Source organism: Pseudokineococcus basanitobsidens (assembly GCF_037482545.1).
Taxonomy (GTDB): domain Bacteria; phylum Actinomycetota; class Actinomycetes; order Actinomycetales; family Quadrisphaeraceae; genus Pseudokineococcus; species Pseudokineococcus basanitobsidens.
Genome location: NZ_JBBIAA010000012.1, coordinates 1 through 25,710 on the forward strand (window position 1 = coordinate 1; position 25,710 = coordinate 25,710).

Below are 25,710 nucleotides of genomic sequence, written 5' to 3' on the forward strand. Positions count from 1 at the left end.
CACCCCGGCTCGTCCCGACCGTCCCCGTCCCAGTCCCCCGTCAACGGCACCCCACCCACCATCGGCACCGACGCCACCGGCGTCGGCGTCGGGGTCGGCGTCGGGGTCGGCGTCGGCGTCGGCGTCGGCGTCGACACCCCGGGCACCACCGTGAAGCCCGAGGACCGCACACGGGGGTCGAGGCGGGCGAAGGTGTCGCGGGCCTGCTGGCCCGTGAGCACGAGGGTCGTCGCCCGGCCGTCCCGGAGCCCGCTTACCTCGACGCCCGTGCGCTCCGCGGACCCCCGCTCCGCCACGTGCACCGCGGTGACCGTGGTGAGGCCGACGGCGCGCGCCACCTGCGCCCGGGAGAACCCGACGGCCCAGCTGCGGTAGGGGTTCGTCGAGGCGGCGTCCCAGCGGCTGTCGTCCACCGGCCGCAGGTGGCCGACCTGCTTCGTGCCCCAGACGTAGGTGTTGCTCTCCGACCAGCCGCCGTGGGAGGAGGCGTAGAGGAGGTCGCGCGCGACGGCGCCGGTGGACGTCGTCATCACCGTCCCGGAGCCTCCCGAGGAGGTCCGGGAGACGGCCTGGGCCAGCTTCCCGCCGTAGCGGGCGTCGGTCTGCTGCTGGTCGTAGCCGTTCCACACCTGGTCGGCGGTGGTGGGGCGCACGACGTAGCCGCCCTCCGCCGCGACCCACCGCCCGACGAGGTAGGACCGGGCGGCGACGACCTGGGCCTCCTGCGCCGCCACCGGCCAGCTCACCGGCATCTCGCCGAGCCCGCGCAGGTACTTGTCCACCGCGGAGCCGCTCGCGTCGTCCTCCAGGACCTCCCGGACGTCCAGCCCGCTCGAACCGGCGGTGAAGCGGGTGAGGTCGCCGTCGCTGCGACGCACCAGGACGGCCGCCCCGGTGGCGCTGAAGGTCGACAGCCGGACGACGACGCCGCGGTGCTCGGCGCGCAGCTCCCCCCCGGCGGCGGTCGTGAGGACGTCCACCACCGGGGCGGTGCTCGACCCGCCGCTGCGGACGATGACCTCCGAGCCGGACCGTGACACCCGCCACGTGCTGCCGACCGGCTGCACCACCGTGCGCGCGCCGCTGCGCCAGCCGACCCCGCCGCTCTCGGCCCGCACGAGGGCGGACCCGCCGCCGTCGAGCATCCGGACCAGCACCCGGCCCGCGAGGGGACGCGACGCCGGGACGAGCCCCGGGTAGTAGGTCCGCAGGATGGTGTCCGAGGAGCAACCGAGCGTCGCCGCGCCCTGCGCGCCGTACTGGCTCATGCCGAGGCCGTGCCCCCACCCGTGCCCCTGGACGACGAGCTCGGCACCGGCCGGCGCGTCCGCCTCGGCCACCCCGGCCCCACCTGCAGGTGGGCACGCCGCCGCGGCGTACGCCGGACCGCCGGGCACGACGGCAGCTCCCAGGAGCAGGGCGACGAGCACCCCGCGCACGCGGGGCGCACGCGGACGGCCGGCGGGCGCGGGACGGCGGGAGGGGCGCAGGGGCGAGGCCATGGGGCAGCGCTCGGCCGTCCGCCCGCGCTCCTGGAGGGCGCGGGCGCCGGCTCAGCCTGCGAGCGCCGGCGGACCACCCTGACGGACGGCCGACGCGGCCTCCAGGAGCACACGCGCCCGGGCGGCGAAGCTGTGCTCACGACGGACCCGCTCGGCGGCGTCCCACCGCCGAGCGCCCGACGGGAACGCACGGGGCCCCCGCCGGACCAGGTCCACCAGCCCCGGCACGTCGTCGTACCACTGCACCAGGCCGCCGAAGACGTCGTCCACACCCACGACCCGGTCGCTCACGACCAGCGCGCCCGTCGCCGCCGCGTCGAAGAGGCGGTTCGAGGCGAAACCCTCCCGGCGCATGTCCTCCCAGTGGTCGTTGAGCACCACGCCCGCGCCGCGGTACACGCCGGCGAGCTCGCTGTTCGGCACGTGCGTGGCACGCAGCACACCCTCGGGCAGGCGCCCCTCCCACCCCCCGCCGACGACGGCGACGTCGACGCCGGCGGCGAGCAGCCCCGAGACGACGGGACGGTCGACCCCCCGCGAGTTGCCCACGAAGACGACCTCGTGCGACTCCCCGCGGACGACGGCGTCGGGGTGGAAGCGGCTCGGGTCCGTCGCCTGGAGCAGGGGGACGACCGGGCGGCCGGCGCGGCCGGTCGCTGCGGCCGACCACGTGCGGCTGGCGCCGAAGACCCGCTCGTACTGCGCCATCTCGGCCGTCGTGACGAGGTCGGGGTGGCTGATGACCCAGAGCAGGTTGACCGCCCCCGGCTGGGGCCGCAGCGGGATCTTCCCGCGCAGGCCCAGGACGACGTCGTCGAGCCGGGCGGTGCGGCGACCGAGGGCCGCCCTGCCGTCGACCACGACCTCCTGGCCGAGGTCGCGCAGGGCGCCGGCGAGCGACTCGGCGAAGTAGCCGTCGCCCCAGTGCCGCCCGCCCACCCCGGGCGGGGTGGCGGTCTGGATCGCCCACCGCAGGGACGGCCCTCCGCCGGCGGCGTGCCGCGCCGGCCGCACCGTGACGGGGCGCACGGCTGCCGGGGCGGCCGGGTCGTCCGCGGGCGGGTCCACGACGGGGGCCAGGTGGGCGACGGCCAGGCCCGCCGCCCGCCAGAGCTGGTCCCCCACGTCGGGCTCACGCCCCGCCCACCGCTGCCGCAGCAGGCCCCGGTCGGTCGTCCGCTGCTGCTCCCGCGCCGGCCGGGGGACCAAGGGTCGCGGGCGTGGGGCGACCCGCGTCCCGACGACGACCTCCACGTCGGTCCGCAGCACGAAGGAGCCACCCAGCACCTCACGAAGACGCAGGCAGAGATCGACGTCCCACCCCTCGTCGACCAGGAGCGGGTCCGCTCCCCGCACGCGCACGAGGTCCTCGGCCCGCAGGAGGAGCGCGTCACCCGCCAGGGCGGGGACGTCGACGACGGCCCCGAGCCGACGGGCGTCCTCGCGCGGGTGCTCCGCCAGCAGCGCGACCGGTGGCGCCGCTCGACGTGGAAACGTCCAGCCGCCGCCGGCGACGAGGTCCCGCCAGTCGGTCGTCAGCGGTCCGGCGGCCCGGACGCCGGGGCCCAGCGACGAGCGCAGGCGTCCGAGCGCCCCGTCGGGCAGGACGGCGTGGTGGGCGAGCACGAGGACGTGCTCGCCGGTCGTGAGCGCCAGCCCGAGGTCGAGCCCGAGGGGTGTGCTGACCGGGTCCGGCGCGGTGAGCACCCGCACCCGCGGCTCGCGGAGGGCGAGGGCGCCGAGCACCCGGCCGGTGGAGGGGCGGTGGCCGGGGTCGACCACGACGACCTCCACGTCCTCCCCGCCGTCCGGGTCGCCGGCGAGCGCCGACCGGACGGCGCGCCACGCGGTCCGCCAGCCGTCCTGCGCGACGACGACGACCGAGACCCGGCCCGGCGTACGGGCCACCGCCGCGAGGGCGTCCCAGTCCACGAGGTGACGGCGCCGCACCTCGTCCTTCCACGACCTCAGCTCGCGGACGCTGAGTCGGTCCGCGGCGCCTCGGTCGTCGTCGTAGCGCACGCCGACGAAGGGCAGGTGCAGCAGCCGGACGCGCTGCGCCACCCGCCACGCGAGGTCGTAGTCGACGGTGCGCCGCAGCGACGTGTCGAACCCGCCGACCTCGTCGAGGAGGGACCGCTCGAGGACGAGGACGTTCAGGTCCACGTGGTTGCGGACCGCGAGGTGCTCGACCTGCGCGTCGAGCCCGCGGTAGGACACCCCGCCGTCCCGGTGCACCTCGGAGACGGCGTACGCGGCGCGGGCCCCGGCGCCGGCCATCGCCGCCACGGCGGTCTGCAGGAAGGCGGGCCGCCACTCGTTGTCCGAGTCCAGGAACGCCACGTAGCGGCCGCGGGCGCGGGCGAGGCCGAGGTTGCGGGCCGCCGAGACGCCGGCGGGGGCGCTGCGGACCACCTCGATGCGCGGGTCCTCCCGCGCAAGCGCCTCGAGGACCTCGGGGGTGCCGTCGGTCGACCCGTCGTCGACGACGACGAGCTGCCACGCGGGCGTCGTCTGGTCCCGGACGGAGGCCACCGCGCGCGCGACGGCGACAGCGCGGTCGCGGACGGGCATCACGACGGTGACCGCGGGGCCCCCCTCGACCGACGCCGGCGGCGCGGACCAGCGGCCGACGAAGGCCCGGTCCACCGCCGCGTCGTGGTCGGGCGAGGTCCTCGGAGCCGTCCGGACCTGCTCGCGCCGGCTCCAGGCCCGCTGGCGGGCTCGCGCGTCGTCCAGGACCTCGCCCCACGTGGGGATCCGGCCGCCCACGGCTCCCACCGCCGCGGGCAGGGGGGTACCCGGCGTCGCCGTGGCGAGGAAGTGCCCCAGGGCGCCGTCACGGTGCGCGGGCGCTCTCGGGTGACGCTCGGCCCAGCGCAACGGGTCGAAGAGCGGGTGCGGGCTGGCGCCCGCCGGCTGCCCGACCTGCAGGTAGTGCACGAGCGGGTCCCGCAGGGCGGTGCCCCAGCGGTCCGGGAGGTACCACTCGGCCTCCAGCAGGAGGCAGGGCGACAGGCCCAGGAAGCGGCCCCGCTGGACGTAGTGCAGCACCGCCTGCGGACGCGTGCCGAAGCGACGCCCGGCCTGCGCCTCGTACCAGGAACGGTCGAAGAGGCCGGTCCGCAGCAGCAGGGTGACGGAGGCACCGCGCCCGGCGGCCTTCTTCGCCGTCCCCCGCGGCCCGGAGCCCACCACCCGTCGCACCGCCGCCGGAAGGCTCACCGGGCGCCTCGCCGCGCCCCGTCGCCGGCCCGCGGAGCCGGCGTCGCACGGCCGGCGCCGCCGGGGCGCGACGCGCGGACGGCACGGGGACGGCTGGCGCAGCGCACGGGCACCAGGGAAGCAGGTCGGCCGCACCGACGCGGCGGCGGCACGCCGACGTCACGGGTCGACCGCCGGGCAGGTGGCAGACTCTCGCCCGCCCTGGGCCCGCTGCCCCGGGCGAGCGCCCCGCCGACCCGACGAGGAGGACGAGTGAGCTTCGACCTGGCCGTGATCGGCCTGGGCTACGTGGGGCTCCCCCTGGCGCAGGAGGCGACGCGCAGCGGCCTGGCGGTGCTGGGTCTGGACAGCGACCCCGAGGTCGTCCAGGGGCTGATGGCCGGGCGCACCGCCGTTGACGACGTCTCCTCCGACGAGGTCCGCGCGATGGTCGCGGCGGGCTTCGTCCCCACGACCGACCCGAGCCTGCTGGCGCAGGCCGACGCCGTCGTCGTGTGCGTCCCCACCCCCCTGTCCGACGAGGGAGGACCGGACCTGTCGGCGGTCCTGGCGGCCACGGACGCGGTGGCGGCCGCGCTGCGGCCCGGGCAGCTGGTGGTCCTGGAGTCGACGACGTACCCCGGGACCACGGAGACCGTCGTCCGCCCGCGGCTGGAGCGGGGCGGGCTCGTCGTCGGCACGGACGTGCACCTGGCCTTCTCGCCGGAGCGCATCGACCCCGGCAACCGTCGGCACACCCTGCGGACCACGCCCAAGGTCGTGGGCGGCTGCACCTCCGCGTGCACCCGGCGCGCGGCCGACCTCTACGGGCGACTGGTGGATCAGGTGGTCGTGGCGGCCTCCCCCCGCGAGGCGGAGATGTCCAAGCTGCTGGAGAACACCTACCGGCACGTCAACATCGCGCTGGTCAACGAGACAGCCAGGTTCTGCCACGAGCTCGACATCGACATCTGGGACGTCGTGCGCTGCGCGGCGACCAAGCCCTTCGGCTTCCAGTCCTTCCGCCCCGGCCCCGGGGTGGGAGGGCACTGCATCCCGATCGACCCGAGCTACCTGTCCTACGCGGTGAAGGCGCAGCTGGGCTACCCGTTCCGCTTCGTCGAGCTGGCCCAGGAGATCAACCAGTCGATGCCCGGGTACGTCGCGCGGCGCGTGCAGGACCTCCTCAACGAGCAGGGCCGGGCGGTGAAGGGGTCTCGCGTCCTGCTGGTCGGGACGACCTACAAGCCGGACATCGCCGACCAGCGCGAGACCCCGGCCTACGGCGTCGCCCGTGCCCTGCGCGCCCTGGGCGCCGTCCTGCGCCAGCACGACCACCTCGCGCCGTCCCTCGTCGTCGACGGCGACCCCGTGGACGGCCTGGACGAGCTGCTCCCGGGGGCCGCTGACGTCGCCGTCGTGCTCCAGCACCACAGCGCGCTCGACGTGGGCGCCCTGCGCGCCGCGGCCCCCGTGGTCCTCGACACGAGCGGGACCCTCGAGGTGGCCGAGCAGGTGGTGCGGCTGTGAGCACGGAGGCCTCCCTGCGGGCCGCCGACGCGGGTCTGCCCCGCGTCGGACGCCGTCCGACCCTGGCCGGGTACGGCCTCGAGCTCTGGCGTCGGCGACAGCTGACGGCCGAGCTGGCCCGCTCCCGGTTCCGCGCGGAGAACGAGGCGAACCGCCTCGGCATGGCCTGGATCGTCATCCGCCCGCTGCTGAACGCCGGGGTCTACGGCGTCGTCTTCGGCCTGCTGCTGCGCAGCAGCACCCGGCCGGACAACTTCGTGCCGTTCCTCGTCATCGGCATCTTCGTCTTCCAGTTCTTCGCCGGCTGCCTGACGGACGGGGCGCGGGCCATCACGGGGAACGTCGGTCTCGTCCGCACCCTCAGCTTCCCCCGGGCGGTCCTCCCGCTGTCGCTGGTCCTGCAGAACGTGCTGGCGCTGGTCCCGATGATGCTGACCGCCGTCGTGCTGGTCCCCGTCTTCGGCGAGCCGCTGCGGTGGAGCTGGTTGCTGGCCCTGCCGGCTCTGGGCCTGCTCGTGCTCTTCACGACGGGGGTCGCCCTCGCCTCGGCGCGTCTGACGCTGCACGTGCGCGACGTCACGCAGCTGATCCCCTTCGTCACCCGACTGCTCTTCTACATCAGCGGCATCTTCTTTTCGATCGACCGCATCGGCCTGCCCCCGGCGGCCGAGCTGGTCGCCCGCCTCAACCCCGTGCAGGTGTACATCACCCTGGTCCGCAGCGGCTTCTTGACGGAGGTCGAGGCGACGAGCGGCACGTGGCTGCTCGGCGTGGGCTGGGCCGTGCTCGCCCTCGTGGTCGGTGCCCTCTTCTTCTGGGCGGCGGAGGAACGCTATGGGCGCGTCTGAGGCGGCGTCGGCGGCCCTGGGCACCTCACGGCCGACGGTGATCGTCGACGACGTCCACGTCGACTACCAGGTGTACGCGACGGGCAAGCGCGCGCGGACCGAGACGCGCGCGCTCCGCCGACCGACGGGGATGAGGGAGTCCAGGACGATCCACGCCCTCAGGGGGGTGTCCCTCACCGCCTACGAGGGCGACAGCATCGGCGTGGTCGGGCACAACGGCTCCGGCAAGAGCACGCTCATGAGGACGATCGCCGGCCTGTCGGCCCCGGTGCGCGGCGCCGTCTACGCCGACGGCCAACCGGCGCTGCTGGGGGTCAACGCCGCCCTCATCGGCGACCTCTCGGGCGAGCGCAACGTGGTCCTCGGAGGCCTGGCGCTCGGCATGTCGCGCGAGGAGGTCGCCGCCCGCTACGACGAGATCGTGGACTTCGCCGGCATCGGCAGCGCCATCGACCTCCCGATGGCCACGTACTCCTCCGGCATGGGCGCCCGGCTCCGCTTCGCCATCGCAGCCTCCGCCACCCACCGGGTCCTCCTGGTCGACGAGGCGCTCGCCGTGGGCGACGCGGCCTTCCGTCAGCGCAGCGAGAGCCGCATCAAGGAGCTCCGGGACGAGGCCGGCACCGTCTTCCTCGTCAGCCACTCCATGGGCACCATCCGCGAGACCTGCACGCGCGGGATCTGGATCGACCACGGCGAGCTCCGCGCCGACGGGCCGGTGGACGAGGTCGTCACCGCGTACGAGAAGTCGGTGCGGTGAGGTGCGCGTCGACCACGAGGACCGGGGGCCGGGGGACGGCGGTGGCCGGGACGCGAAGGCGTTGAGGGTCCTCGTCGTCACCGTCGTCCACGACCCCGAGGACGCTCGGATCCGGCACCGTCAGCTCGTCTCCCTGCTGGAAGAGGGGTGCGAGGTGACCTACGCAGCGCCGTTCTCCGCCTACGGCCGCAGCGCTCCCGACGACGTCGTCCCGGTCGACCTCCCCCGCGCGGCGGGCCGACGACGGCTGAGAGCCCTCCTGGCCGCCCGCCGCCTGGTGCGGACCGCCGGACCGGACCACGACGTCGTCCTGCTGCACGACCCGGAGCTGCTCCTCGCCCTGCCGCTGCGGTGGCCGGGCACCGGCCGGCCGGCCGTCGTCTGGGACGTCCACGAGGACACCGCCTCGGCACTGTCGATGAAGGCGTGGCTGCTGGGGCCTGCCCGCCGGCTCCTGCCCGCGGCCGTCCGGGCGGTCGAGCGCCTCGCCGAGCGGCGCCTGCGGCTGACGCTCGCCGAGACCGGCTACGCCGACCGGTTCCGGCGCCGGCACCCGGTGGTGCCCAACAGCGTCCTGGTGCCGCACTCCGACGTACCGCCACCGGGCGAGGACCGGGTCGTCTACCTCGGGCGCGTGACCGCCCCCCGCGGAGGGCTCGACCTCGTCGAGCTGGGCCGCCTGCTCGCCGGGGAGGTCGTCGTCGAGGTCGTCGGCCCGGCGGACGCCGACGTCCGCGAGCAGCTGAGGTCCGCGCACGACGCCGGGGCGGTGCGCTGGCGCGGCTTCGTGCCGAACGACGAGGCCCTCGCCGGTCTCCCGGGCGCGCTGGCCGGCCTGTCGCTCCTGCACGACGAGCCGAACTACGCCCACTCGCGACCGACGAAGGTCATGGAGTACATGGCGCACGGGTTGCCCGTGCTCACCACGCCGACCCGGGCGGCGGTCGAGCTGGTGGGCAGGGCCGGCAGCGGGGTCGTCGTCCCCTTCGAGGACCCGGAGGCCGCGGCGGCGGCCGTGCGAGCCCTACGCGACGACCCGGGACGGCGGCGTTCCCTGGCCGAGGCCGGTCGAGCCCACGCGCTCGCGGAGCTCGACTGGCGCCTGGACGGGCATCGCTTCGTCGCGCAGCTGCGCGAGTGGGCGGCCGCCCCGCGCTGAGGACCTGGGCTGCGGGCGACGCCCCGGGCCCCGGTGGGCGCTCAGCCGCCCTCGGCCGGGGAGATCGGGCTCCGGGCACCCGCGAGGGCGCGCGGGCTGGTCAGGAAGCCGGCCCCCCAGGCGACGTGCATGACGCCGTAGACCGCGGCGAGGGCGACCCGCCCCCGCACGCCCAGGCCGCCGCCCAGGGCGGCGGAGCCGGCGAGCAGGAGGGCCGCGTACCCGGCGGGCAGCACGAGCGCGGGGCGCCAGCGGAGGCCGAGGGCGAGGCCCGCGCCGGCACCGACCACGGCCGCGGGCGGGGCCAGGTAGCGCGGTGACAGCGTGGAGGTGTCCCGGCGCACGATCGCGCGCCGCCAGCGCCCGTAGTGGAAGTACTGGCGGGCCAGGGCCGACGGGCTCGAGCGGGGTCGGTAGGAGACCCGGAGGCGCGGGTCGAACCACACGAGTCCGCCGGCGCTGCGCAGCCGGTGGTTCAGCTCCCAGTCCTGGGCGCGCAGGTAGTGCTCGTCGTAGCCGCCGACACGCTCCAGCGCGGCGCGACGGAAGACGCCGAGGTAGACGGACTCGGCCGGGCCCGCCCGGCCACCGGTGTGGAAGGGCGCGCTGCCGACGCCGAGCTTCGTCGTCATGGCCCGGGCGACCACCCGCTCGAACGGGGTGCTCCCCTCCGCCGCCATGACGCCGCCGACGTTGTCGGCGCCCGTCGCGAGCAGGGCCTCGACCGCCGTGGCGACGTACCCGGGCGGGAGCATGGAGTGCCCGTCGACCCGGACGAGGACGTCGTGCCGGGCGCGGGCGACGGCGGCGTTCAGCCCGGCCGGCGTGGCGCCCCGGGGGTCGGGGTTGTCCACGACGACGACGCGCCCGCCGGTGCTCGCCGCGAGCCGGTCGGCGACCTCCCGGGTGCCGTCGGCGCTGCGCCCGACGGACACGACGACCTCGAGCTCGCCGTCGTAGTCCTGGGCGAGCGAGCGCAGGACGCTCTCCTCGAGGTGCCTCGCCTCGTCCAGGACCGTCATCACGACCGAGACGGCAGGGGACCGGGCGGCGCGGGCCGCGGCGTCGTCGGAGGGGTTCATGGCGTCGCTCACGGTAGCGTCCGGGACCATGCGTGGGATCATCCTGGCCGGCGGCACGGGCACGCGCCTGTGGCCCATCACCCGGGCCATCAGCAAGCAGCTGATGCCGGTCTTCGACAAGCCGATGATCTACTACCCGCTCTCGACGCTGATGATGGCGGGCGTCCGCGAGGTCCTCGTCATCACGACGCCCGAGGACTCGGACTCCTTCCGGCGACTGCTCGGCGACGGGTCCGACCTCGGCATGGAGATCTCCTACGCCGTCCAGCCGCGGCCGGAGGGCCTGGCCCAGGCCTTCGTCATCGGCGCCGACTTCATCGGCGACCAGCCCGTCGCGCTCGTGCTCGGCGACAACATCTTCTACGGCACCGGGCTCGGCACGGCGCTCAAGCGCCTGACCGACGTCCGGGGCGGGCACGTCTTCGCCTACCACGTGAGCAACCCGCGCTCCTACGGCGTCGTGGAGTTCGCCGACGACGGCCGGGTGCTCTCGCTGGAGGAGAAGCCGCAGCAGCCGAAGAGCTCCTTCGCCGTCCCCGGCCTGTACTTCTACGACGCCGACGTCGTCGACATCGCCCGCGGCATCACCCCGAGCGCCCGGGGCGAGCTGGAGATCACCGCGGTCAACGCGGCCTACCTGCGGCGCGGCGACCTGACCGTCTCGGTGCTGGAGCGCGGGACCGCCTGGCTCGACACGGGCACGGTCGACGACATGATGGCGGCCTCGGAGTTCGTCCAGGTCGTCGAGGCCCGCCAGGGGTACAAGATCGGGTGCATCGAGGAGATCGCCTGGCGGGAGGGCTGGGTCGACGACGACCAGCTGCGCGCGCTGGCGGAGCCTCTGCGCAAGAGCGGGTACGGCGAGTACCTGGTCGACCTGCTCCGGCGCTAGACGGGCCGTCGTGGGCCGAGCGACGCCTCGAGCCGCCGCAGACCGGCCCGCACCCGGGCGCGGGGCCCGCGGGCCGGCTCCGCACGCGCGACGCGGACCTGCCGGGCGACCTCGGCCGCGGTACCCGGTCGCTGCAGGCGGACCTGTGCCGTCGTCCCGTAGGTGCGGCGGAGCTCCGTCATCTCCGCCTCCCGATCACGGCCGGGCAGCAGCTCGACGACGTACCCGGCCCGTCGGTACGGCGCGAGGACGGGGCGGTCGACGACCACGACGGGTGTGTGGTCGTCGGCCTGCTGCCGCGACAGGCGGAGGCCCTCGACCACGAGCCCGGCGTCGGCCACCTCGGCGTCGTCGAGCACGACGAGCACGACGGGGACGTCCCGCGGCCGGAACCCGTCACCGCGGCGCAGCCCCGGGGGAGGCCCCCCGGCGAGCCGCGCCAGCCGGTAGAGCGCGGGACCGGCGACCCGCGCAGCGGCCCGGCGCAGCAGCGCGCGCCCGATCACGGCTGCCCCGCCGCGGCCCGGACGGCGTCGCGCGCGCGGCGGGCCTCCACGGCGTCCCCGCCACGGGCCACCGCCTCGACGGCCGCCATCGCCTCCGCGGCACCGTTGCCCGGCCACATCTCCGCGCTGCGCGTCCTCAGCCGCTCCCGGAGGCCCGCGTCGGCGACCAGGTCCCCCAGGGCCTCGCGGGAGGCGGGCTGCCGGGGGTCGAGCTCCAGACCGACGCCGTGGTCCCGCGCCCAGCGCGCGCGGCGGGGCTGGTCGTCGAGCTGGGCCTGCACGCCGACGAAGGCCCCCGCCCCCCCGAAGGCCACCGTCTCGTGGAACGTGTTGTAGCCGGCGGCGGTGACGACGACGTCGAAGGCGGCCAGGTAGCGGCTGAGCGGCGACAGGCTCAAGGACCGCACGCCGTGACCGGTGCTGGTCGACCGCGCGATGGAGGGACGGACCAGGCAGACCTCGACGTCGGGCACCCGGCGGCGCAGCGCCCTGACGATCCCCCCCAGCTCGGAGTCGACGTCCTGCCAGCTGCCGGCGCCCAGCGTCACGAGGGCCGTCGGCACAGCAGGGTCGAGGTCGAGCTCACGGCGAGCCCGGACGGCCGGGAGCACCTCGTCCTGGTCCAGGAGGGTGACCGGGCGCACAGGGAGGGCGTCCCGCCGCCCGACCGTCAGGCCGGCGTCGTAGGCAGCGGCCAGCTCGCCGGGCTCCAGCACGAGGTCGAACTGCCGGGTCAGGGCGAGCTGGCGGGCACCGATGCCGGGCTTCCACATCGGACGGCGGCTCCAGACCAGCCGCAGGCGGGGGTGGTCACGCCGGGCCTCGGCGACCGCACGGTAGGGGTAGGTGCCGTCGAAGACGAGGACGTCCGGGTCGGCCTGCTCGATCGCCGCGCCCAGACGGCGGTGCAGCACGACGTTCCACCGACGCGCGGAGACGCCCATGTCGTCGGCGGAGGGCACGTACTGGTACGGCATCCCCGCGGGCACCGCCTGCGCGACGGCCGAGGACATCGACACGACCGAGACCTCCGTCCCCGTCGACGCCCGCCGCCCGAGGGCGAGCAACCGGGTGAGGTGGCCCATCCCCGACCCGTTGGAGCTCACCAGCATCACCCGGGGCCCGCCGTCCCGGCGACCAGACCGCTCAAGAGCCGTCCCACCGTGCACCGGACCAACCCTAGGGGGTGGCGCGGGGGACGGTCGGCGGCCGGCGGAGGCGCTCGGCGGCAGCGATGGACGGCAGTGGTCGGGGCACCGCCCGACGAGTGGCCGGGCGCCGCCGATCGGGGCACGGCGCCCGCCGAGGGGTCCAGCGTCGGCCAGGGCGTGACGACAGCACAGGCATGGCTCTCCACCTACGACGTCGACGCCTCGTCGTGCCCCTGCTGGTCTGCGCCGCGCTGCTCGCCGCCTCGGCGGCGCCCGCGTCCGCCGAGGGGCGGACGACGAGGACGAGCTGGACGACCTCGAAGGCCTTCGTCGGGGCCGTCGCTGCGCTCCGCGCCGGCGACACGCTCGAGCTGGCGCCGGGCACCTACGACATCGGCGCCGTGAAGCCGACGTTGCACCAGGGGACGAGCTCGGCGCCGATCCGCCTCACCGCAGCCGACCCCGACCGACCCCCGCACCTCCGGGGGCACCTCATCCTCGAGGACGCCGACCACTGGTCCGTGACGCACCTGAAGATCACGGCCACGGTCCCGGACGAGCCCGCCCTCAAGATGGCCGGCGGCACCGGGTGGTCGGTCACCGACAGCGAGTTCACCGGAGCCGCCTCGACGCGGGACTACGCCAACGTCGCCATCGACAGCAACCGCTACACCCGGACCGCCCCGTCGGACTGGTCCTTCTCCGACAACTGCGTGCACGACGCCGCCCCACGCCCGGAGGGCGACCCGGCCGGTTACCACAACCTGTACGTCAACGCGGAGGGCGGCGGACGCGGCGGCCTGATCACCCGGAACGTGATGTACGGCGCCCCGGGGGGCGCCAACATCAAGATCGGCGCCGGGGGCAACACCGCCGTCCGGGGCGCCTGGGGGGTACGGGTCGAGTACAACACCCTCTTCGACGCCGCCTGGCAGATCTTCCTCTTCGGGGACATCGACGACATCTCCGTCCGCCGCAACCTGCTCGTGCGGTCGACCGGCGGGCCCTCGGTCAGCACCGGTCAGTACTTCCACTCCCTGCCGGGCGGCGCGGTCCGCGTCGACAGCCAGGACAACTACGGCTACCAGCTCGGAGGACGGCCGACCTTCGCGCTGTCCAGCCCGACGTCCAGCTACCTCGACGCGGGCAACTTCGAGGGGAGTGACCCCCGCTTCGCCGTGGGCTGCGGACGGTTCCGCCCCACCGAGCCGGCCGCCGCCCGGTACGGGCGCTACGGGGCCGAGCCGCACGACGGGACCCCTGCCATGGTCTGCACCGCCGCGTGGGCGGGCGAGACCCGTCGACCGGCATGAGGGTGCGGGCCTGACGCCCGCCTCAGCGGGGGAGGAGGACCGCGCTGCTCGCCGCCTCCCAGCGCTCGTCCCACGGTCCGACGGCCTCGACGCCGAGCGCGTCGAGGCGCGCGTGCCCCAGCACGCTCCACGCCGGTCGGGGCGCAGGCCGTGGGAAGGCGTCCGACGTCGTCGCCTCGACACGCCGAGGGTCGTGCCCGGCGGACCGGGCCACCGACCGGGCCAGGTCGTGCCACGTCGCCCGCCCGCTCGAGGTCGCGTGGTAGACCCCGCCCGGGACCTCGGCCTCGACGAGGCGTCCCACCAGCTCGGCGACGTCGCGCGACCACGTCGGCTGCCCGACCTGGTCGTCGACGACCGCGATGGTGTCCCGCTCCTCCAGCAGCCTCGTGACGGTCCTCGGGAAGCACGGACCGTCTCCGTAGAGCCACGCCGTGCGCACGACCATGTGCTGAGGATCGGCCGCCAGGACCGCCCACTCCCCCGCGGCCTTCGAGCGGCCGTACGCCGACCTGGGCGCCGGCAGGGCGTCCTCGGCGTAGGGCTCCGACGCCTGCCCGGAGAACACGTAGTCGGTGGAGACGTGCACGAGCCGGGCGCCCGCTGACGAGCAGGCGGCTGCGAGGTTGGCCGCCCCGACCGCGTTGACCACGAACGCCTCGGCCTCGTGCTCCTCCGCGGCGTCGACCGCCGTGTAGGCGGACGCGTTGACCACGACGGAGGAACCCGCCACGGCGTCGCGGCACGCCGCGGCGTCGGTGACGTCGAGGTCGCCGCGTGCGAGGGCGGCGACCTCGACGTCCTGCGGGGCGAGCACGTCGACCATCTCGCGACCGAGCATCCCGGCGGCGCCCACCACGGACCAGCGTGTCCTCGACATCCCTGCATCTTCGCAGGAGCACGAGAGCTCCGTCGCCGAGGCGGTGGACCGGCGGCGGAGGCCAGGACGGTCCGGCCCACCGGCGCCAGGCCACCGCCGGCGACGGCAGCACCTGGAGCGACGACGTGCGAGCCGGTCACGCCCGGGTGGGTGACGTCCCGGGCGGAGCGCAGGGGCACCGCTCATCCCGGCGCCCCCGACGACCGAGACACCGTCGACGACGAAGGCAGCACGACGCAGACCGGAGGAGCAGATGCACCGCAGGCATCATCGAAGGACGCTGGCCGCAGCCGGCCTCGCGACCTCGATCGTCCTCGGCGGGGCCACGGTCCCCGGCGCGGGCGCCGAGACGAGGGCGACACCCGCGGCCGCCGCCGAGACCGCGACCTCCATCTCGGGGACGGACGCCCCCGTCCGCGTGCACGTCGGGGCACCCCTCACGCCGGTCGCGGTCACGGTGGTGACCGCCGGGGAGGTGGATGCCGCCGGGACCAGGCTCGTCGACAGCCGCCGGACGACCGTCGCCCAGGCCAGCAGCGCCGGCCCCGAGACGGGACGGCCGCGGGTGCAGAAGATGTCGGTCGGCGTGGTGGGTCGCGACGTGCCCCACTGGGGGGCCATGACCTGGGAGATCACCGCCTGGACCGCCAGCGACGGGGACTGCGCCTTCGGCACCACCTCGGTGACGACGGACGTGCGGGCCCACGCGATGCTCGGGCTCGCCGCCTCCCGCACCGGCTCTACGGTGCGGATCAAGGGGTCCCTGCGGGCCTACCACAACCTCGAGGGGCGCTACGTGGCGTGGTCGGGCCGTCCCGTCTCGGTGCAGCGGTGGACGGGGTCGTCCTGGGTGCAGGTGGCCGGCGTGCGCACGAACGCCCAGGGTGACGTCGCGCTCACGCTGGGCGTGCCGAAGGGCGCACAGCTTCGGCTCGTGGCGGCCGACACGAGCGGCACCTGGGGCGCGACCAGCCGCACCGCGACCGCCTGACCGCGGGGATCGGCCACCGCCCACGCCCCGCGGGCGGTGGCCGGGCCGCAGCGACCGCCTCCTAGGGTTCGCCCATGCCTGTCGAGCCCCTGGACATCGAGGGCGCGTTCGTCGTGCGCCCGACCCAGCACCGCGACGCACGCGGCGTCTTCATGGAGTGGTTCACGGAGGGCGCCTTCACCGGTCAGACCGGCCACCCGCTGCGGCTGGCGCAGGCGAACTGCAGCGTGTCCGCCGCCGGCGTCGTCCGCGGCATCCACTTCGCCGACGTCCCGCCCGGCCAGGCGAAGTACGTCTTCTGCCCCTCCGGCGCCGTCCTGGACGTCGTCGTCGACATCCGCGTCGGGTCGCCGACCTTCGGGCGGTGGCGCTCGGTGCTGCTGGACGACGTCGACCGCTGCGCCGTGTACCTCGCCGAGGGCCTCGGCCACGCGTTCATGTCGCTCGCCGAGGGCAGCACCGTCGTCTACCTGTGCTCCGAGGGCTACTCCCCCGGCCGCGAGCACGGCATCGACCCGCGCGACGCCGACCTCGCCATCACCTGGCCGACGCAGGACCGCGACGGCAACCCGCTCGAGCCGCTGCTCAGCGAGAAGGACACCGCCGCACCCACCCTGGCGCAGGCGCGTGACCAGGGCCTCCTGCCGACGGCGGAGCAGGTCGCCCGGCACGTCGGTGCCCTCCGGGTGGGCTGACCGTCACGGCGCTGCGTGACGCCCCGTCGCGGTCGTCACCGCACGTCGACGGCTGAGGACGGGCGCACGGACGACCACCGCGACGCGCCGAGGACGACCCAGTAGCCGCCCAGGACGCCGCCCTATCCTCACGCGCATGCCGAGCCAGCCCGACGCCCGCAGGGCCCCCGCCCCGCCGGACGAGGAGCCGCGCTGGGGCCCGTCGACCACCTACCGCGCGCGGCCGCGGCTGCGCCGCACCGAGGAGGACGGGCAGCGCTCCCAGCTGCCCGCCCCGTCGCGCCCCCGGCCCGCCGGTGCGCACCAGCCGTCCGCCGCCGCGCCCCGCCGCAGCGGTCCGGAGGCCCGGCCGGCGACGGCGGGCACGACCTACGGGCGACGACGTCCGAGCTCGGCGCGGGTGCGGCGCCGACGCGCCGGGCTGGTGCTGGTGGCGGTGCTCGTCGTGGCGGCGGTCGTGGTCTACCCCGTGGCGCTGGGCCTCACGGCGCTCGGCGCCCTGAACCGCGTCGACGCCCTCGGCGACTCGGCCGTCGCGGACACGCCGGGCACGAACATCCTGCTCGTGGGCTCCGACAGCCGGGAGGGGACGACCATCGGCGGCGACGCCCCCGGGGCCCGCACGGACTCGATCCTGCTGCTGCACGTCCCGAGCGGCGGCGGGCCCGACGTGCTCGTGAGCATCCCCCGTGACTCCTACGTCGACGTCCCGGGCTACTACGAGACGAAGATCAACGCGGCCTTCTCCCTCGGCGGCGCCCCGCTGCTCGTCGACACGGTCGAGGAGGCCACGGGCCTGCACGTCGACGACTACGTCGAGACCGGCTTCACCGGCTTCGCGGGCATCGTCGACGCCGTCGGGGGGGTCGAGATGTGCCCGGAGACCGCGATCGAGGACCCGAAGGCGCGGCTCGACATCCCGGCCGGCTGCCAGGAGATGGACGGCGACACGGCGCTCGGCTACGCCCGCACCCGCTACGAGGACCCGCGCGGCGACATCGGCCGGGCCGAGCGCCAGCGGGAGCTCATGGCCGCGATCGCGGACGAGGGCGCCTCCCCGGGTCTGCTGCTCAACCCCTTCCGCGCCCTGCCCACCGCCCGCGCCGGGGGCGAGGCGCTCACCGTGGACGACGGCACGGGCCTGTGGGACCTCGTCACCTTCGCCCGCGGCATGCGGGGCGCGTCCTCCGCGGACGGCATCTCCATGGCCGTCCCGGTGGCCTCGACCGACCGGATCACCAACTCCGGTCAGGTCGTCGACTGGGACGAGGAGCAGGCCGACGCGCTGTGGTCGGCGCTGCGCGAGGACGACACCGAGGCGGTGCAGGCCATCGCCGCCGCTCAGGAGCAGGGCGCCTGAGCCAGGACGCGGCGCTACGTCGCCTCAGCGTTCGAGCGTGGTGAGCCGTGCGTCGACCGCACCCAGGGAGGCCCGGACGGCCGTCATCGCCTCCTCGATGCCGACGACGCGCTCGTCGAGCCGCTCGAAGCGGCGCTCCACGCCGTCGAACCGGTGGTCGACCTGCTCGAAACGCCTGTCCACCTGCTCGAAACGCTTGTCGACCTGCTCGAAGCGCTTGTCCACCTGCTCGAAACGCTTGTCGACCTGCTCGAAGCGGGCACCCATGTCCGTGCGCAGGTCGGTGAGACGGCTCCCCAGCACACCCACGACGGCGAGGACGGCCGTGAGGGCGACGGCGAACCCGCCGATCATCGCGGTGACGAGGAGCTCGGTCGGGACCACCCGTCGACGGTACGCGCCCCTGCGGTGCAGCCCCGTGCCGTCGTCCACAGCCTCGGGCGCGGTCCCGCGCTGGCCGGGCGCGGGCTGCCGCACCACGATGTCGCCGTGCCCACCTCGACGCCCCACCGCAACGACCCCGACGTCGTCCGCCGCCTGCTGACCGACACGGGGCGGTGGGCGGTCGTGGGCCTGTCCGCGAACGAGGACCGCCCCGCCTTCGGCGTCGCCCGGTTCTTGCAGGAGCGCCTCGGCGTCGAGATCGTCCCGGTGCACCCGCGGGCCGACGACGTCCACGGCGAGCACGGGGTGCGTGACCTCGACGCCGCCGCCGAGCACGGGCCGCTCGACGTCGTCGACTGCTTCGTCAACTCCTCCCGGGTCGGTGCCGTCGTCGACGACGCGATCCGCCTCGGCGCGCGCGCCGTGTGGCTGCAGCTCGGCGTGGTGGACGACGCCGCCGCCGCCCGGGCGCGCGAGGCCGGTCTCGACGTCGTCATGGACGCCTGCCCCGCGATCGAGGCGCCGCGTCTGGGACTGGTCTAGGCCCGGCTCCTCAGCCGCCGGAGACCCGCTCCCGCAGCGCGGCCCCCTTCGCCTCGGCGGTGGCGCGCAGGTCGTCCTGGAACCTCGTCATCCGCGCGCGCAGGTCGGCGCCCCGCTCGTCGTCGCCGGCGGCCAGCACGCGCACCGCCAGCAGCCCAGCGTTGCGCGCCCCGCCGACCGACACCGTCGCGACGGGGACGCCGGCCGGCATCTGGACGATGGACAGCAGCGAGTCCATGCCGTCGAGGTGGGCCAGCGGCACCGGCACCCCGACGACGGGCAGCGGCGTGAGCGCGGCGAGCATCCCGGGCAGGTGCGCCGCCCCCCCGGCCCCGGCGACGAGGACGCGCAGCCCCCGCTCGGCGGCGCAGCGGCCGTACTCGACCATCCGCTCGGGCATCCGGTGGGCGGACACGACGTCCACGGCGTGCGGGACGTCGAACTCGGCCAGCGCCGTCGAGACGGCCTGCATGACCCGCCAGTCCGAGTCCGAGCCCATGACGACGCCGGCCACCGGGGCGCCGTGGCCGACCACGGCGCCGAGCGGCCCGTCCTCGCGCGCGCTCACTCGTCGACCTCCCCGGCGACGAAGGCGGCGGCGTGCCGGGCACGGGCCCGCACGTCGTCGAGGTCGTCGCCCCAGGCGGTGACGTGCCCCAGCTTGCGGCCCGGCCGGGGGGACTTGCCGTACAGGTGGACCTTGACCCCCGGGTCACGTGCCATGACGTGCAGGTAGGAGCGGTACATCTGCGCCGGGTCCTCGGCGGCGCGGTCGGGACGGGACGAGCCGAGCACGTTGACCATGACCGTCCACGGCGCCCGGGCCCGCGTGGACCCCAGCGGCAGGTCGAGCACCGCCCGCAGGTGCTGCTCGAACTGCGAGGTCGTCGCCCCGTCCTGGGTCCAGTGGCCGGAGTTGTGCGGGCGCATGGCCAGCTCGTTGACGAGCACCTGCCCGTCGGGGGTCTCGAAGCACTCGACGGCGAGCACCCCCGTGGTCCCCAGCTCGCCCGCGACCCGCAGCGCGACGTCGACGGCCCGGGCGGCGACGTCCTCGTCGAGGTCCGGTGCGGGGGCGGTGACCTCGGAGCAGACCCCGGCGGTCTGGACCGTCTCCACGACCGGCCACGCCGCGGCCTGGCCGGAGGGGCTGCGGGCGACGAGGACGGCGAGCTCGCGGACGAAGGCGACCCGCTCCTCGGCGAGCAGCGGCCCGTCCGTGGCGTCGAACCAGTCCTGCACCCCGTGCGCCGCCGCGGCGTCGGCCAGGACGCGCACGCCCTTGCCGTCGTAGCCGCCGCGCGGCGTCTTGAGGACGACGGGCCAGCCGACGTCCTCCCCGAAGCGCGCGAGCGCGTCGGCGTCGGCGACGGCGGCCCAGCGCGGGCACGGGACGCCGAGGTCGGTGAGCCGGCGACGCATGACGAGCTTGTCCTGGGCGTGGACGAGCGCGTCGGGTCCCGGGCGGACGGCGACGCCCTCGGCGGCGAGCGTGCGCAGGTGCGCGGTCGGCACGTGCTCGTGGTCGAAGGTGAGCGCGGCGGCCCCGGCGGCGGCGGACCGCAGCGCGTCGAGGTCGGTGTGCGCCCCGAGGTGGACGTCGGGGACGACGAGCGCCGCGCTCTCCCCCACCCCGGTGGCCAGGACCCGCAGGCCGACACCCAGCTCGACCGCCGCGGGCTGGAGCATCCTGGCCAGCTGCCCGCCGCCGACGACGGCGACCACGGGGAACCCGGGGCCCGCCCCGACGCGCTCCCCCTCGGGACGCTCGGCCGCGGGTGACGTCACGGGGCTGCTCACGGGGCGCGAGGCTATCGGCGGCCGGCCGCACGAGCTGCTGCCGCCGCGCTGCAGGTCTCCTGCCCGCGTGCCGATGGCACACCCGTCCGCGGCGCCCCGGCACCGGGCCGTCCCACGGGGCGCGGCTAGCCTCGCCGGACCGCCCCGTGCCGCCGGCCCGCGGCCCCACCCTGCGCAGGAGGACGGACATGGCGAGTCGCACGCCCGTGGCACGTCGTACGCCGGGGCGCACGCGGGCGAGCGCCGGCCGCCTGCTGCGCCTCCCTCGAGGGCTGTCCGAGGAGCTCACCCGCTTCCTGCTCGTGGGCGGGGCGGGCTTCGTCGTCGACGTCGGCCTCTTCACGCTCCTGCGCCTCGGCTCGGTCGGCCTGCTGGAGGACAAGCCGCTGACGGCCAAGGTGCTCTCGGCGGCCGTCGCGACCGTCGTCACCTGGCTCGGCAACCGCTGGTGGACGTGGGGTCACCGCACCACCTCCTCCACCCGGCGCGAGCTCCTGCTGTTCGTGCTCATGAACCTCGTGGGCACCGGGCTCGCGTTGCTGTGCCTCGGTGTCTCGCACTACGTCCTGGACCTGCGCGGCGTGGTGGCGGACAACGTCGCCGCCAACGGGGTCGGGCTCGTCCTCGGCACCACCTTCCGCTTCGTCGCCTACCGCACGGTCGTCTTCCGCGACGCCCCCGCACGGCCCGGCGCGCCGGTGGCGCCCGAGGAGGTCCCGCCCGCCGACGACCTCCTCGTCCCGGCCGAGGTGGTCGAGCGTGCCCGTCGCCGGCGCTCGCACGCCGTCCCCCGGGGACCCGGGGCGCCGGGCGGCACCGAGGCGCCGCACGAGCGCAGCGCGTGAAGGACGCCGGCGACCCCGTCGGCGACCGGCCGCAGGACGCACCCTCCGCCCCCGTCGGCACCGGCGCTCTCGTCGTGGTCCCGACGTACGAGGAGGCGGCGAGCATTGGCGTCCTGATCGACGGGGTCCTCGCCGCGGCGCCGGGCGTCCACGTCCTCGTCGTCGACGACGGCAGCCCGGACGGCACGGCGGACCTCGTCGCGGCCCGCCCCGAGCCGGGCGTCCACCTGCTCCGACGGGGCAGCAAGGACGGGCTGGGTGCCGCCTACCGCGCCGGCTTCGCGTGGGCCCGGGGCCGCGGCTACGACGTCCTCGTCGAGATGGACGCCGACCTGTCCCACCCCGCGGAGCGCCTCCCCGCCCTGCTCGCGGCCGTCGGTCCGGGCGGGGCGGACCTCGCCCTCGGCTCCCGCTACGTCGCGGGTGGCGCCACGGCCGGGTGGCCGCGACGCCGCCGGCTGCTGTCGCGCGGCGGCAACGCCTACATCCGGGTCGCCCTGCGCCTCGGCGTCCGTGACGCGACCGCCGGGTTCCGCGCCTTCCGGGCGCGGCTGCTCGACCGGATCCACGTGCAGGGGCTGCGCTCGACGGGCTACTGCTTCCAGGTGGAGACCACGCTGCGCGCCGTCCGCCACGGCGCCCGGGTCGTGGAGGTGCCCATCACCTTCGTCGAGCGCGCCAGCGGACGCTCCAAGATGGGCCCCGGCATCGTCGCGGAGGCCATGGCCCGGGTGACGTGGTGGGCCCTGCTGGACCTCCGTCGCCGACTGCCCTGACGGCGGGCCCGCGGCTCAGCCGCCGGTCGCCGGCCGCTCCCCGTGCACGCCGTCCAGGCGCACGAGCGCGCCCTCGTCCACGTCCGCGGCGGCCGCCTCGACGTCCTCCCCCGCGGGGGCCCCGGCGCGCCGGAGCAGCCAGGGGCGCACGGGCCCGAGGCCCCGCAGCTCTCGCTCGCGCAGGGCCGTGACGTCGAGACCGGCCGTGCCGCGGAGCACGGACGCCGTGGGGTCGTCGACGAGGACCGTCCCCGGCGAGGCGATGGCCGTCAGGCGCGACGCACGGTTGACGGGCGTCCCGAAGACGTCGCCGAGCCGGGCGACGACACGCCCGGTCGCCACCCCGACCCGCACCGGGGGCACCCGCGGGTCCGCGCGCATCGCCTCGGCCAGGCCGAGGGCGATGGCCGCCCCCTGCTCCCCCGGGGCGCAGGCGAAGAGGACCTCGTCGCCGATCATCGTGATGACCCGGCCGCCGTGCTCGGCGACGACGTCGCCGGCCGTCGCCTCGAAACGCTGCACGAGGCGCCCGAGCTCGACCTCGGTCAGACGTCGTGTCATCGACGTGAACGCGACGATGTCGGCGAAGCCCACCGTGCGGTCCACCGTCGGCGCCGCGCTGGCCGCGAGCCCGTCGGCGGCGAGCTGGTCCAGCGCCGAGGCCAGGTGACGCCGCCAGGTGTAGTCGACGAGCGGCTGCAGGTCCTCGACGAGCCGCACGAGCAGGGGCGGCACGAGCTCGGCGGAGCCCGTCTCCTCCAGCAGCAGCTGCACCTGCCACGAGGCGAGGCGGTCCATGGTCCGGCCGATCGACCGCGCCAGCTCGAGCGCGAGCTCCTCGCCGAGCCGCACGTCGTCCACCAGGCGCGTCACCTGGGTGAGGGCGTCGACGTCGCTGCCGGTGAAGGCGGGCACGGACGACTCGACGTTCGGCAGACCCAGGGCCCGCCACAGGGCACGGGCGTCGCGGAGCCGGACGCCCGCCGCCGTGGCCACCTCGCGGCGGGAGAGCACCGGCTCGCCCCCGAGCAGGGCCCGCTCCGCCGCGAGCGCCGCGCGCCCCAGCACGTCGGCGCCCTCGTCGAGGCCCTCGTCGGGGCCGGCGTCGGGGACCTCGTCGACGAGGGTCTCGTCGACAGGGTCGACGGCCTGCTGGCCGCGGCCGACGACGTCCCGACCGGTGGGTCCGTCGCCGCTCACCGGGCGAGTGCGGCGCAGGCGGCCCCGTCGCCGCCCCCGTCGACCGTGCGCAGGTGGACGACGTCACCGGCGGTGACGAGACGTGCGCCGCCACCGGTGCGGACGACGAGCGCTCCCGTGGCGTCGACGGCCTCGGCGCGGCCGACGAGGACCTCGCCCCCGGGCAGCTCGACGCGCACCCGCCGCCCGAGGGTCGAGCAGACCTCCCGGACGGGGTCCGTCAGCGCGGCGAGGTCTCGGCCCGGGACGGCTCCCGGAGCGCCGTCCTCGGCGGCCAGGTCCCTCCACCGCCCGTAGAGGTCGACGAAGCGCCGGAGCACGCTGCGCAGGAGGACGTCCCGGTCCGTCGTCGCGGCGCCGGCCAGACGCAGCGACGTGGCCCCGGTCGGCAGCTCGTCGACCCTCGCGTCGACGTTGAGGCCCAGGCCCAGGACGACGACCGGCCCGCTCGTCGCGGCCGACCCCGCCGGCGGGGGCAGCACCTCGGCCAGCACGCCGCAGACCTTCGCCGGCGCGGCGGCGTCCCCGCCGACGTGGCCGTCACCCACGACGCGGGGGTCGTCCGCACGAGGTCCCGGCGACGCGGGCAGCAGGACGTCGTTGGGCCACTTGAGCACGGCCTGCACCCCGGCGCGGCGACGCAGCTCCTCGACGACGGCCAGGCCCGCCAGCAGCGGCAGCCACGGCAGGCGCGGGGCGGAGCCGGCGGGCGCGCGGAGCAGCACGGACGCCGTGAGCGCCGCCCTCGGCGCCGTCGTGAACGTCCGCCCGCGGCGGCCCCGGCCCGCGTCCTGGTGCTCGGCGACGAGGACGGACAGGTCCGGCCACACCCCCGGGTCCGCCGTGGCGCGCTCGGCGAGCGCCGTGCTCGTCGAGCCCAGCGTCTCCTCGACCTCGATCCGGCCGAGGGGGCCTGCGGGGACGACGAGCGCGCCGCGCAACGGGACGGTGCGCAGCGGGGGGCGGGAGAGGTCGGCCCAGGGCGCTCCGCTCGTCACCTCGGCAGCCTAGGTCGGGCACCGGGCACGTCGGCGTCGCGCCAGCGCTCCGGCTGCGATCGGTGGTCGCTCGACCTAGCCTCCCGTCATGGTTGCTCAGGTAACTCGTCGGGCTGTGCTGGCGGCCGCCGCCGCCGGAGCAGGACTCGTCGCGGCGCTGCCGCCCGGCCGGGAGCAGGCCTTCGCGGCCTCCGCCGAAGATCGAGCCACCCAGGTCGTCGACAGCATGGACCTGGTGCAGCAGGTGGGGCAGCTCCTGGCCGCAGGCGTCCCCTTCGGCCACGTCACGACCGCCGGCCACCTGGTCGACTGGTACCGGGTCGGCACGGTGTTCTGGTCCGGTCGCAGCCACGGCGGGGTCGCTGCCCTGGCGCAGGACAACGCCGAGCTGCAGCGGCACGCCACCGTGGACGCGACCCGAGGGGTCCTCGTCTACGTCGCCGTGGACCAGGAGGGCGGCGCCGTCCAGTCCCTGCGGGGGCCGGGCGTCTCCGACATCCCCTCCGCCCTGGCGCAGTCCTCGCAGGACGCGGCGACCATCCGCTACCGCAGCGCCCTCTGGGGCCGGCAGCTGCGGCGCGCGGGGGTCACGCTCGACCTCGCACCGGTCACCGGTCCGGTCCCCTACGACAACCGGGAGCGCAACCAGCCGATCGGACGGTACGACCGTGAGTTCGGCTACACCGGAGCAGCGGTGGCCGAGGCCGTCGGGCCGTGGGTGCAGGGATCCCTCAGCGCCGGCGTCCAGCCCACGCTCAAGCACTTCCCCGGCCTGGGCCGGGTCGTCCAGAACACGGACACCCACTTCCACGTCGTCGACGACAGCACCACACGCTCCGCCGAGACCCTCGTCCCGTGGCGAGCAGGCGTGGCGGCGGGGGCCGGCTGCATCATGGTCTCGAGCGCCATCTACGCGCGCATCGACCCGCGGGGGCAGGCTTTTCTCAACTCCACGGTCGTCACCGGGATGATCCGGCAGGACCTCGGCTTCGACGGCGTGGTGATGACGGACGACGTCGGCAACGCCGAGGCCGTCCGCGACGTCCCCGTCCCCGACCGGGCGACCCGCTTCGTCCGGGCGGGGGGCGACCTGGTCCTCACGCTCGACGTCGGACAGGTCCGCACGATGCGCAACGCCCTGTACTCCGCGGCGACAGAGGACCAGGCCTTCCGGCGGCGCGTCCGCGAGTCGGCCATCCGGGTCGTGACCATGAAGGTGCGTTCCGGGCTGGCGTAGCCGCGAGGTCGGTCGGGCCCGCCCGCCACCGACGGGCTGCGCCGGACCGGTGCT

24 protein-coding genes are annotated in these 25,710 nt (G+C 76.1%); 13 read left to right on the forward strand and 11 right to left on the reverse strand.

Going from position 1 to position 25,710, the window contains the following annotated elements; all coding sequences use genetic code 11:
* Together WDZ17_RS10990 and WDZ17_RS10995 are read right to left on the reverse strand one after the other, a co-directional pair.
* On the reverse strand, positions 1–1,340 hold a 1,340-nt coding region (locus WDZ17_RS10990), incomplete at its 3' end, for a SpoIID/LytB domain-containing protein (RefSeq protein WP_339575200.1).
* 213 nt (positions 1,341–1,553) lie between these two features.
* Entirely contained in the window at positions 1,554–4,727 is a 3,174-nt protein-coding gene (locus WDZ17_RS10995; RefSeq protein WP_339575201.1) for a glycosyltransferase, read from the reverse strand.
* Positions 4,728–4,979: 252 nt separating this feature from the next.
* Between WDZ17_RS10995 and WDZ17_RS11000 the strand changes: the two genes are divergently transcribed.
* From WDZ17_RS11000 to WDZ17_RS11015, 4 genes are read left to right on the forward strand one after another with little or no spacing between them, the layout of a single operon-like run.
* Complete coding sequence (locus tag WDZ17_RS11000) at positions 4,980–6,236, forward strand: nucleotide sugar dehydrogenase (RefSeq protein WP_339575202.1); 1,257 nt, start codon at positions 4,980–4,982, stop codon at positions 6,234–6,236.
* Positions 6,233–7,084, forward strand: a complete 852-nt coding sequence (locus WDZ17_RS11005) for an ABC transporter permease (RefSeq protein WP_339575203.1) — start codon at positions 6,233–6,235, stop codon at positions 7,082–7,084. The genes WDZ17_RS11000 and WDZ17_RS11005 overlap by 4 nt, the downstream gene beginning before the upstream one ends.
* Entirely contained in the window at positions 7,071–7,844 is a 774-nt protein-coding gene (locus tag WDZ17_RS11010) for an ABC transporter ATP-binding protein (protein WP_339575204.1), read from the forward strand. The genes WDZ17_RS11005 and WDZ17_RS11010 overlap by 14 nt, the downstream gene beginning before the upstream one ends.
* Position 7,845: 1 nt before the next feature.
* Positions 7,846–9,003, forward strand: a complete 1,158-nt coding sequence (locus WDZ17_RS11015; protein ID WP_339575205.1) for a glycosyltransferase family 4 protein — start codon at positions 7,846–7,848, stop codon at positions 9,001–9,003.
* A 41-nt stretch (positions 9,004–9,044) separates the two neighbouring features.
* Here WDZ17_RS11015 and WDZ17_RS11020 read toward each other — a convergent pair whose 3' ends face one another.
* On the reverse strand, positions 9,045–10,025 hold the full coding sequence (locus WDZ17_RS11020; protein WP_422631956.1) for a glycosyltransferase family 2 protein: 981 nt from the start codon (positions 10,023–10,025) through the stop codon (positions 9,045–9,047).
* Positions 10,026–10,113: 88 nt separating this feature from the next.
* Between WDZ17_RS11020 and rfbA the strand changes: the two genes are divergently transcribed.
* Complete coding sequence (gene rfbA / locus WDZ17_RS11025) at positions 10,114–10,977, forward strand: glucose-1-phosphate thymidylyltransferase RfbA (protein ID WP_339575207.1); 864 nt, start codon at positions 10,114–10,116, stop codon at positions 10,975–10,977.
* Here rfbA and WDZ17_RS11030 read toward each other — a convergent pair.
* On the reverse strand, positions 10,974–11,483 hold the full coding sequence (locus WDZ17_RS11030; RefSeq protein ID WP_339575208.1) for a hypothetical protein: 510 nt from the start codon (positions 11,481–11,483) through the stop codon (positions 10,974–10,976). The genes rfbA and WDZ17_RS11030 overlap by 4 nt on opposite strands.
* Positions 11,480–12,589 carry a glycosyltransferase gene (locus tag WDZ17_RS11035; protein ID WP_339575209.1) on the reverse strand — a complete coding sequence of 370 codons (1,110 nt, stop codon included), beginning with the start codon at positions 12,587–12,589 and terminating at the stop codon, positions 11,480–11,482. Before WDZ17_RS11035 ends, WDZ17_RS11030 begins: the two co-directional genes overlap by 4 nt.
* 239 nt (positions 12,590–12,828) lie before the next feature.
* Here WDZ17_RS11035 and WDZ17_RS11040 point away from each other — a divergent pair, with 239 nt between their 5' ends.
* A complete protein-coding gene (locus WDZ17_RS11040) occupies positions 12,829–13,947 on the forward strand; it encodes a hypothetical protein (protein ID WP_339575210.1) in 1,119 nt (372 codons plus the stop codon).
* 22 nt (positions 13,948–13,969) lie between these two features.
* Here WDZ17_RS11040 and rfbD read toward each other — a convergent pair whose 3' ends face one another.
* Complete coding sequence (rfbD, locus tag WDZ17_RS11045; RefSeq protein ID WP_339575211.1) at positions 13,970–14,827, reverse strand: dTDP-4-dehydrorhamnose reductase; 858 nt, start codon at positions 14,825–14,827, stop codon at positions 13,970–13,972.
* Positions 14,828–15,080: 253 nt separating this feature from the next.
* Here rfbD and WDZ17_RS11050 point away from each other — a divergent pair, with 253 nt between their 5' ends.
* From WDZ17_RS11050 to WDZ17_RS11060, 3 genes are all read left to right on the forward strand, one after another.
* Positions 15,081–15,818, forward strand: a complete 738-nt coding sequence (locus tag WDZ17_RS11050; RefSeq protein WP_339575212.1) for a hypothetical protein — start codon at positions 15,081–15,083, stop codon at positions 15,816–15,818.
* 74 nt (positions 15,819–15,892) lie between these two features.
* Complete coding sequence (locus WDZ17_RS11055; RefSeq protein ID WP_339575213.1) at positions 15,893–16,513, forward strand: dTDP-4-dehydrorhamnose 3,5-epimerase family protein; 621 nt, start codon at positions 15,893–15,895, stop codon at positions 16,511–16,513.
* 136 nt (positions 16,514–16,649) lie between these two features.
* A complete protein-coding gene (locus tag WDZ17_RS11060; protein WP_339575214.1) occupies positions 16,650–17,873 on the forward strand; it encodes an LCP family protein in 1,224 nt (407 codons plus the stop codon).
* Between the two features lie 24 nt (positions 17,874–17,897).
* Here WDZ17_RS11060 and WDZ17_RS11065 read toward each other — a convergent pair whose 3' ends face one another.
* Positions 17,898–18,257: a hypothetical protein gene (locus tag WDZ17_RS11065; RefSeq protein WP_339575215.1), complete on the reverse strand. Its 360-nt coding sequence runs from the start codon at positions 18,255–18,257 to the stop codon at positions 17,898–17,900.
* A 105-nt stretch (positions 18,258–18,362) separates the two neighbouring features.
* On the opposite strand from WDZ17_RS11065, the gene WDZ17_RS11070 reads away from it, so the two are divergent.
* Positions 18,363–18,800, forward strand: a complete 438-nt coding sequence (locus WDZ17_RS11070; RefSeq protein WP_339575216.1) for a CoA-binding protein — start codon at positions 18,363–18,365, stop codon at positions 18,798–18,800.
* Between the two features lie 10 nt (positions 18,801–18,810).
* Here the strand turns inward: WDZ17_RS11070 and purE are convergent, their stop codons facing one another.
* Both purE and WDZ17_RS11080 read right to left on the reverse strand, forming a co-directional pair.
* Positions 18,811–19,299, reverse strand: coding sequence for a 5-(carboxyamino)imidazole ribonucleotide mutase (purE, locus tag WDZ17_RS11075; protein ID WP_422631957.1), 489 nt, complete (start codon positions 19,297–19,299; stop codon positions 18,811–18,813).
* Positions 19,300–19,364: 65 nt separating this feature from the next.
* A complete protein-coding gene (locus WDZ17_RS11080; RefSeq protein ID WP_339575218.1) occupies positions 19,365–20,600 on the reverse strand; it encodes a 5-(carboxyamino)imidazole ribonucleotide synthase in 1,236 nt (411 codons plus the stop codon).
* A gap of 188 nt (positions 20,601–20,788) precedes the next feature.
* Here WDZ17_RS11080 and WDZ17_RS11085 point away from each other — a divergent pair, with 188 nt between their 5' ends.
* Entirely contained in the window at positions 20,789–21,445 is a 657-nt protein-coding gene (locus tag WDZ17_RS11085) for a GtrA family protein (RefSeq protein WP_339575219.1), read from the forward strand.
* On the forward strand, positions 21,442–22,221 hold the full coding sequence (locus WDZ17_RS11090) for a polyprenol monophosphomannose synthase (RefSeq protein ID WP_339575220.1): 780 nt from the start codon (positions 21,442–21,444) through the stop codon (positions 22,219–22,221). Before WDZ17_RS11085 ends, WDZ17_RS11090 begins: the two co-directional genes overlap by 4 nt.
* Positions 22,222–22,236: 15 nt before the next feature.
* On the opposite strand, the gene WDZ17_RS11095 is transcribed toward WDZ17_RS11090, so the two are convergent.
* Both WDZ17_RS11095 and WDZ17_RS11100 read right to left on the reverse strand, forming a co-directional pair.
* Positions 22,237–23,421, reverse strand: coding sequence for an adenylate/guanylate cyclase domain-containing protein (locus WDZ17_RS11095; RefSeq protein WP_339575221.1), 1,185 nt, complete (start codon positions 23,419–23,421; stop codon positions 22,237–22,239).
* Positions 23,418–24,419, reverse strand: a complete 1,002-nt coding sequence (locus WDZ17_RS11100) for a biotin--[acetyl-CoA-carboxylase] ligase (RefSeq protein WP_339575222.1) — start codon at positions 24,417–24,419, stop codon at positions 23,418–23,420. Before WDZ17_RS11100 ends, WDZ17_RS11095 begins: the two co-directional genes overlap by 4 nt.
* An 88-nt stretch (positions 24,420–24,507) precedes the next feature.
* On the opposite strand from WDZ17_RS11100, the gene WDZ17_RS11105 reads away from it, so the two are divergent.
* Positions 24,508–25,656, forward strand: a complete 1,149-nt coding sequence (locus WDZ17_RS11105) for a glycoside hydrolase family 3 N-terminal domain-containing protein (protein ID WP_339575223.1) — start codon at positions 24,508–24,510, stop codon at positions 25,654–25,656.
* Positions 25,657–25,710: the final 54 nt, after the last annotated feature.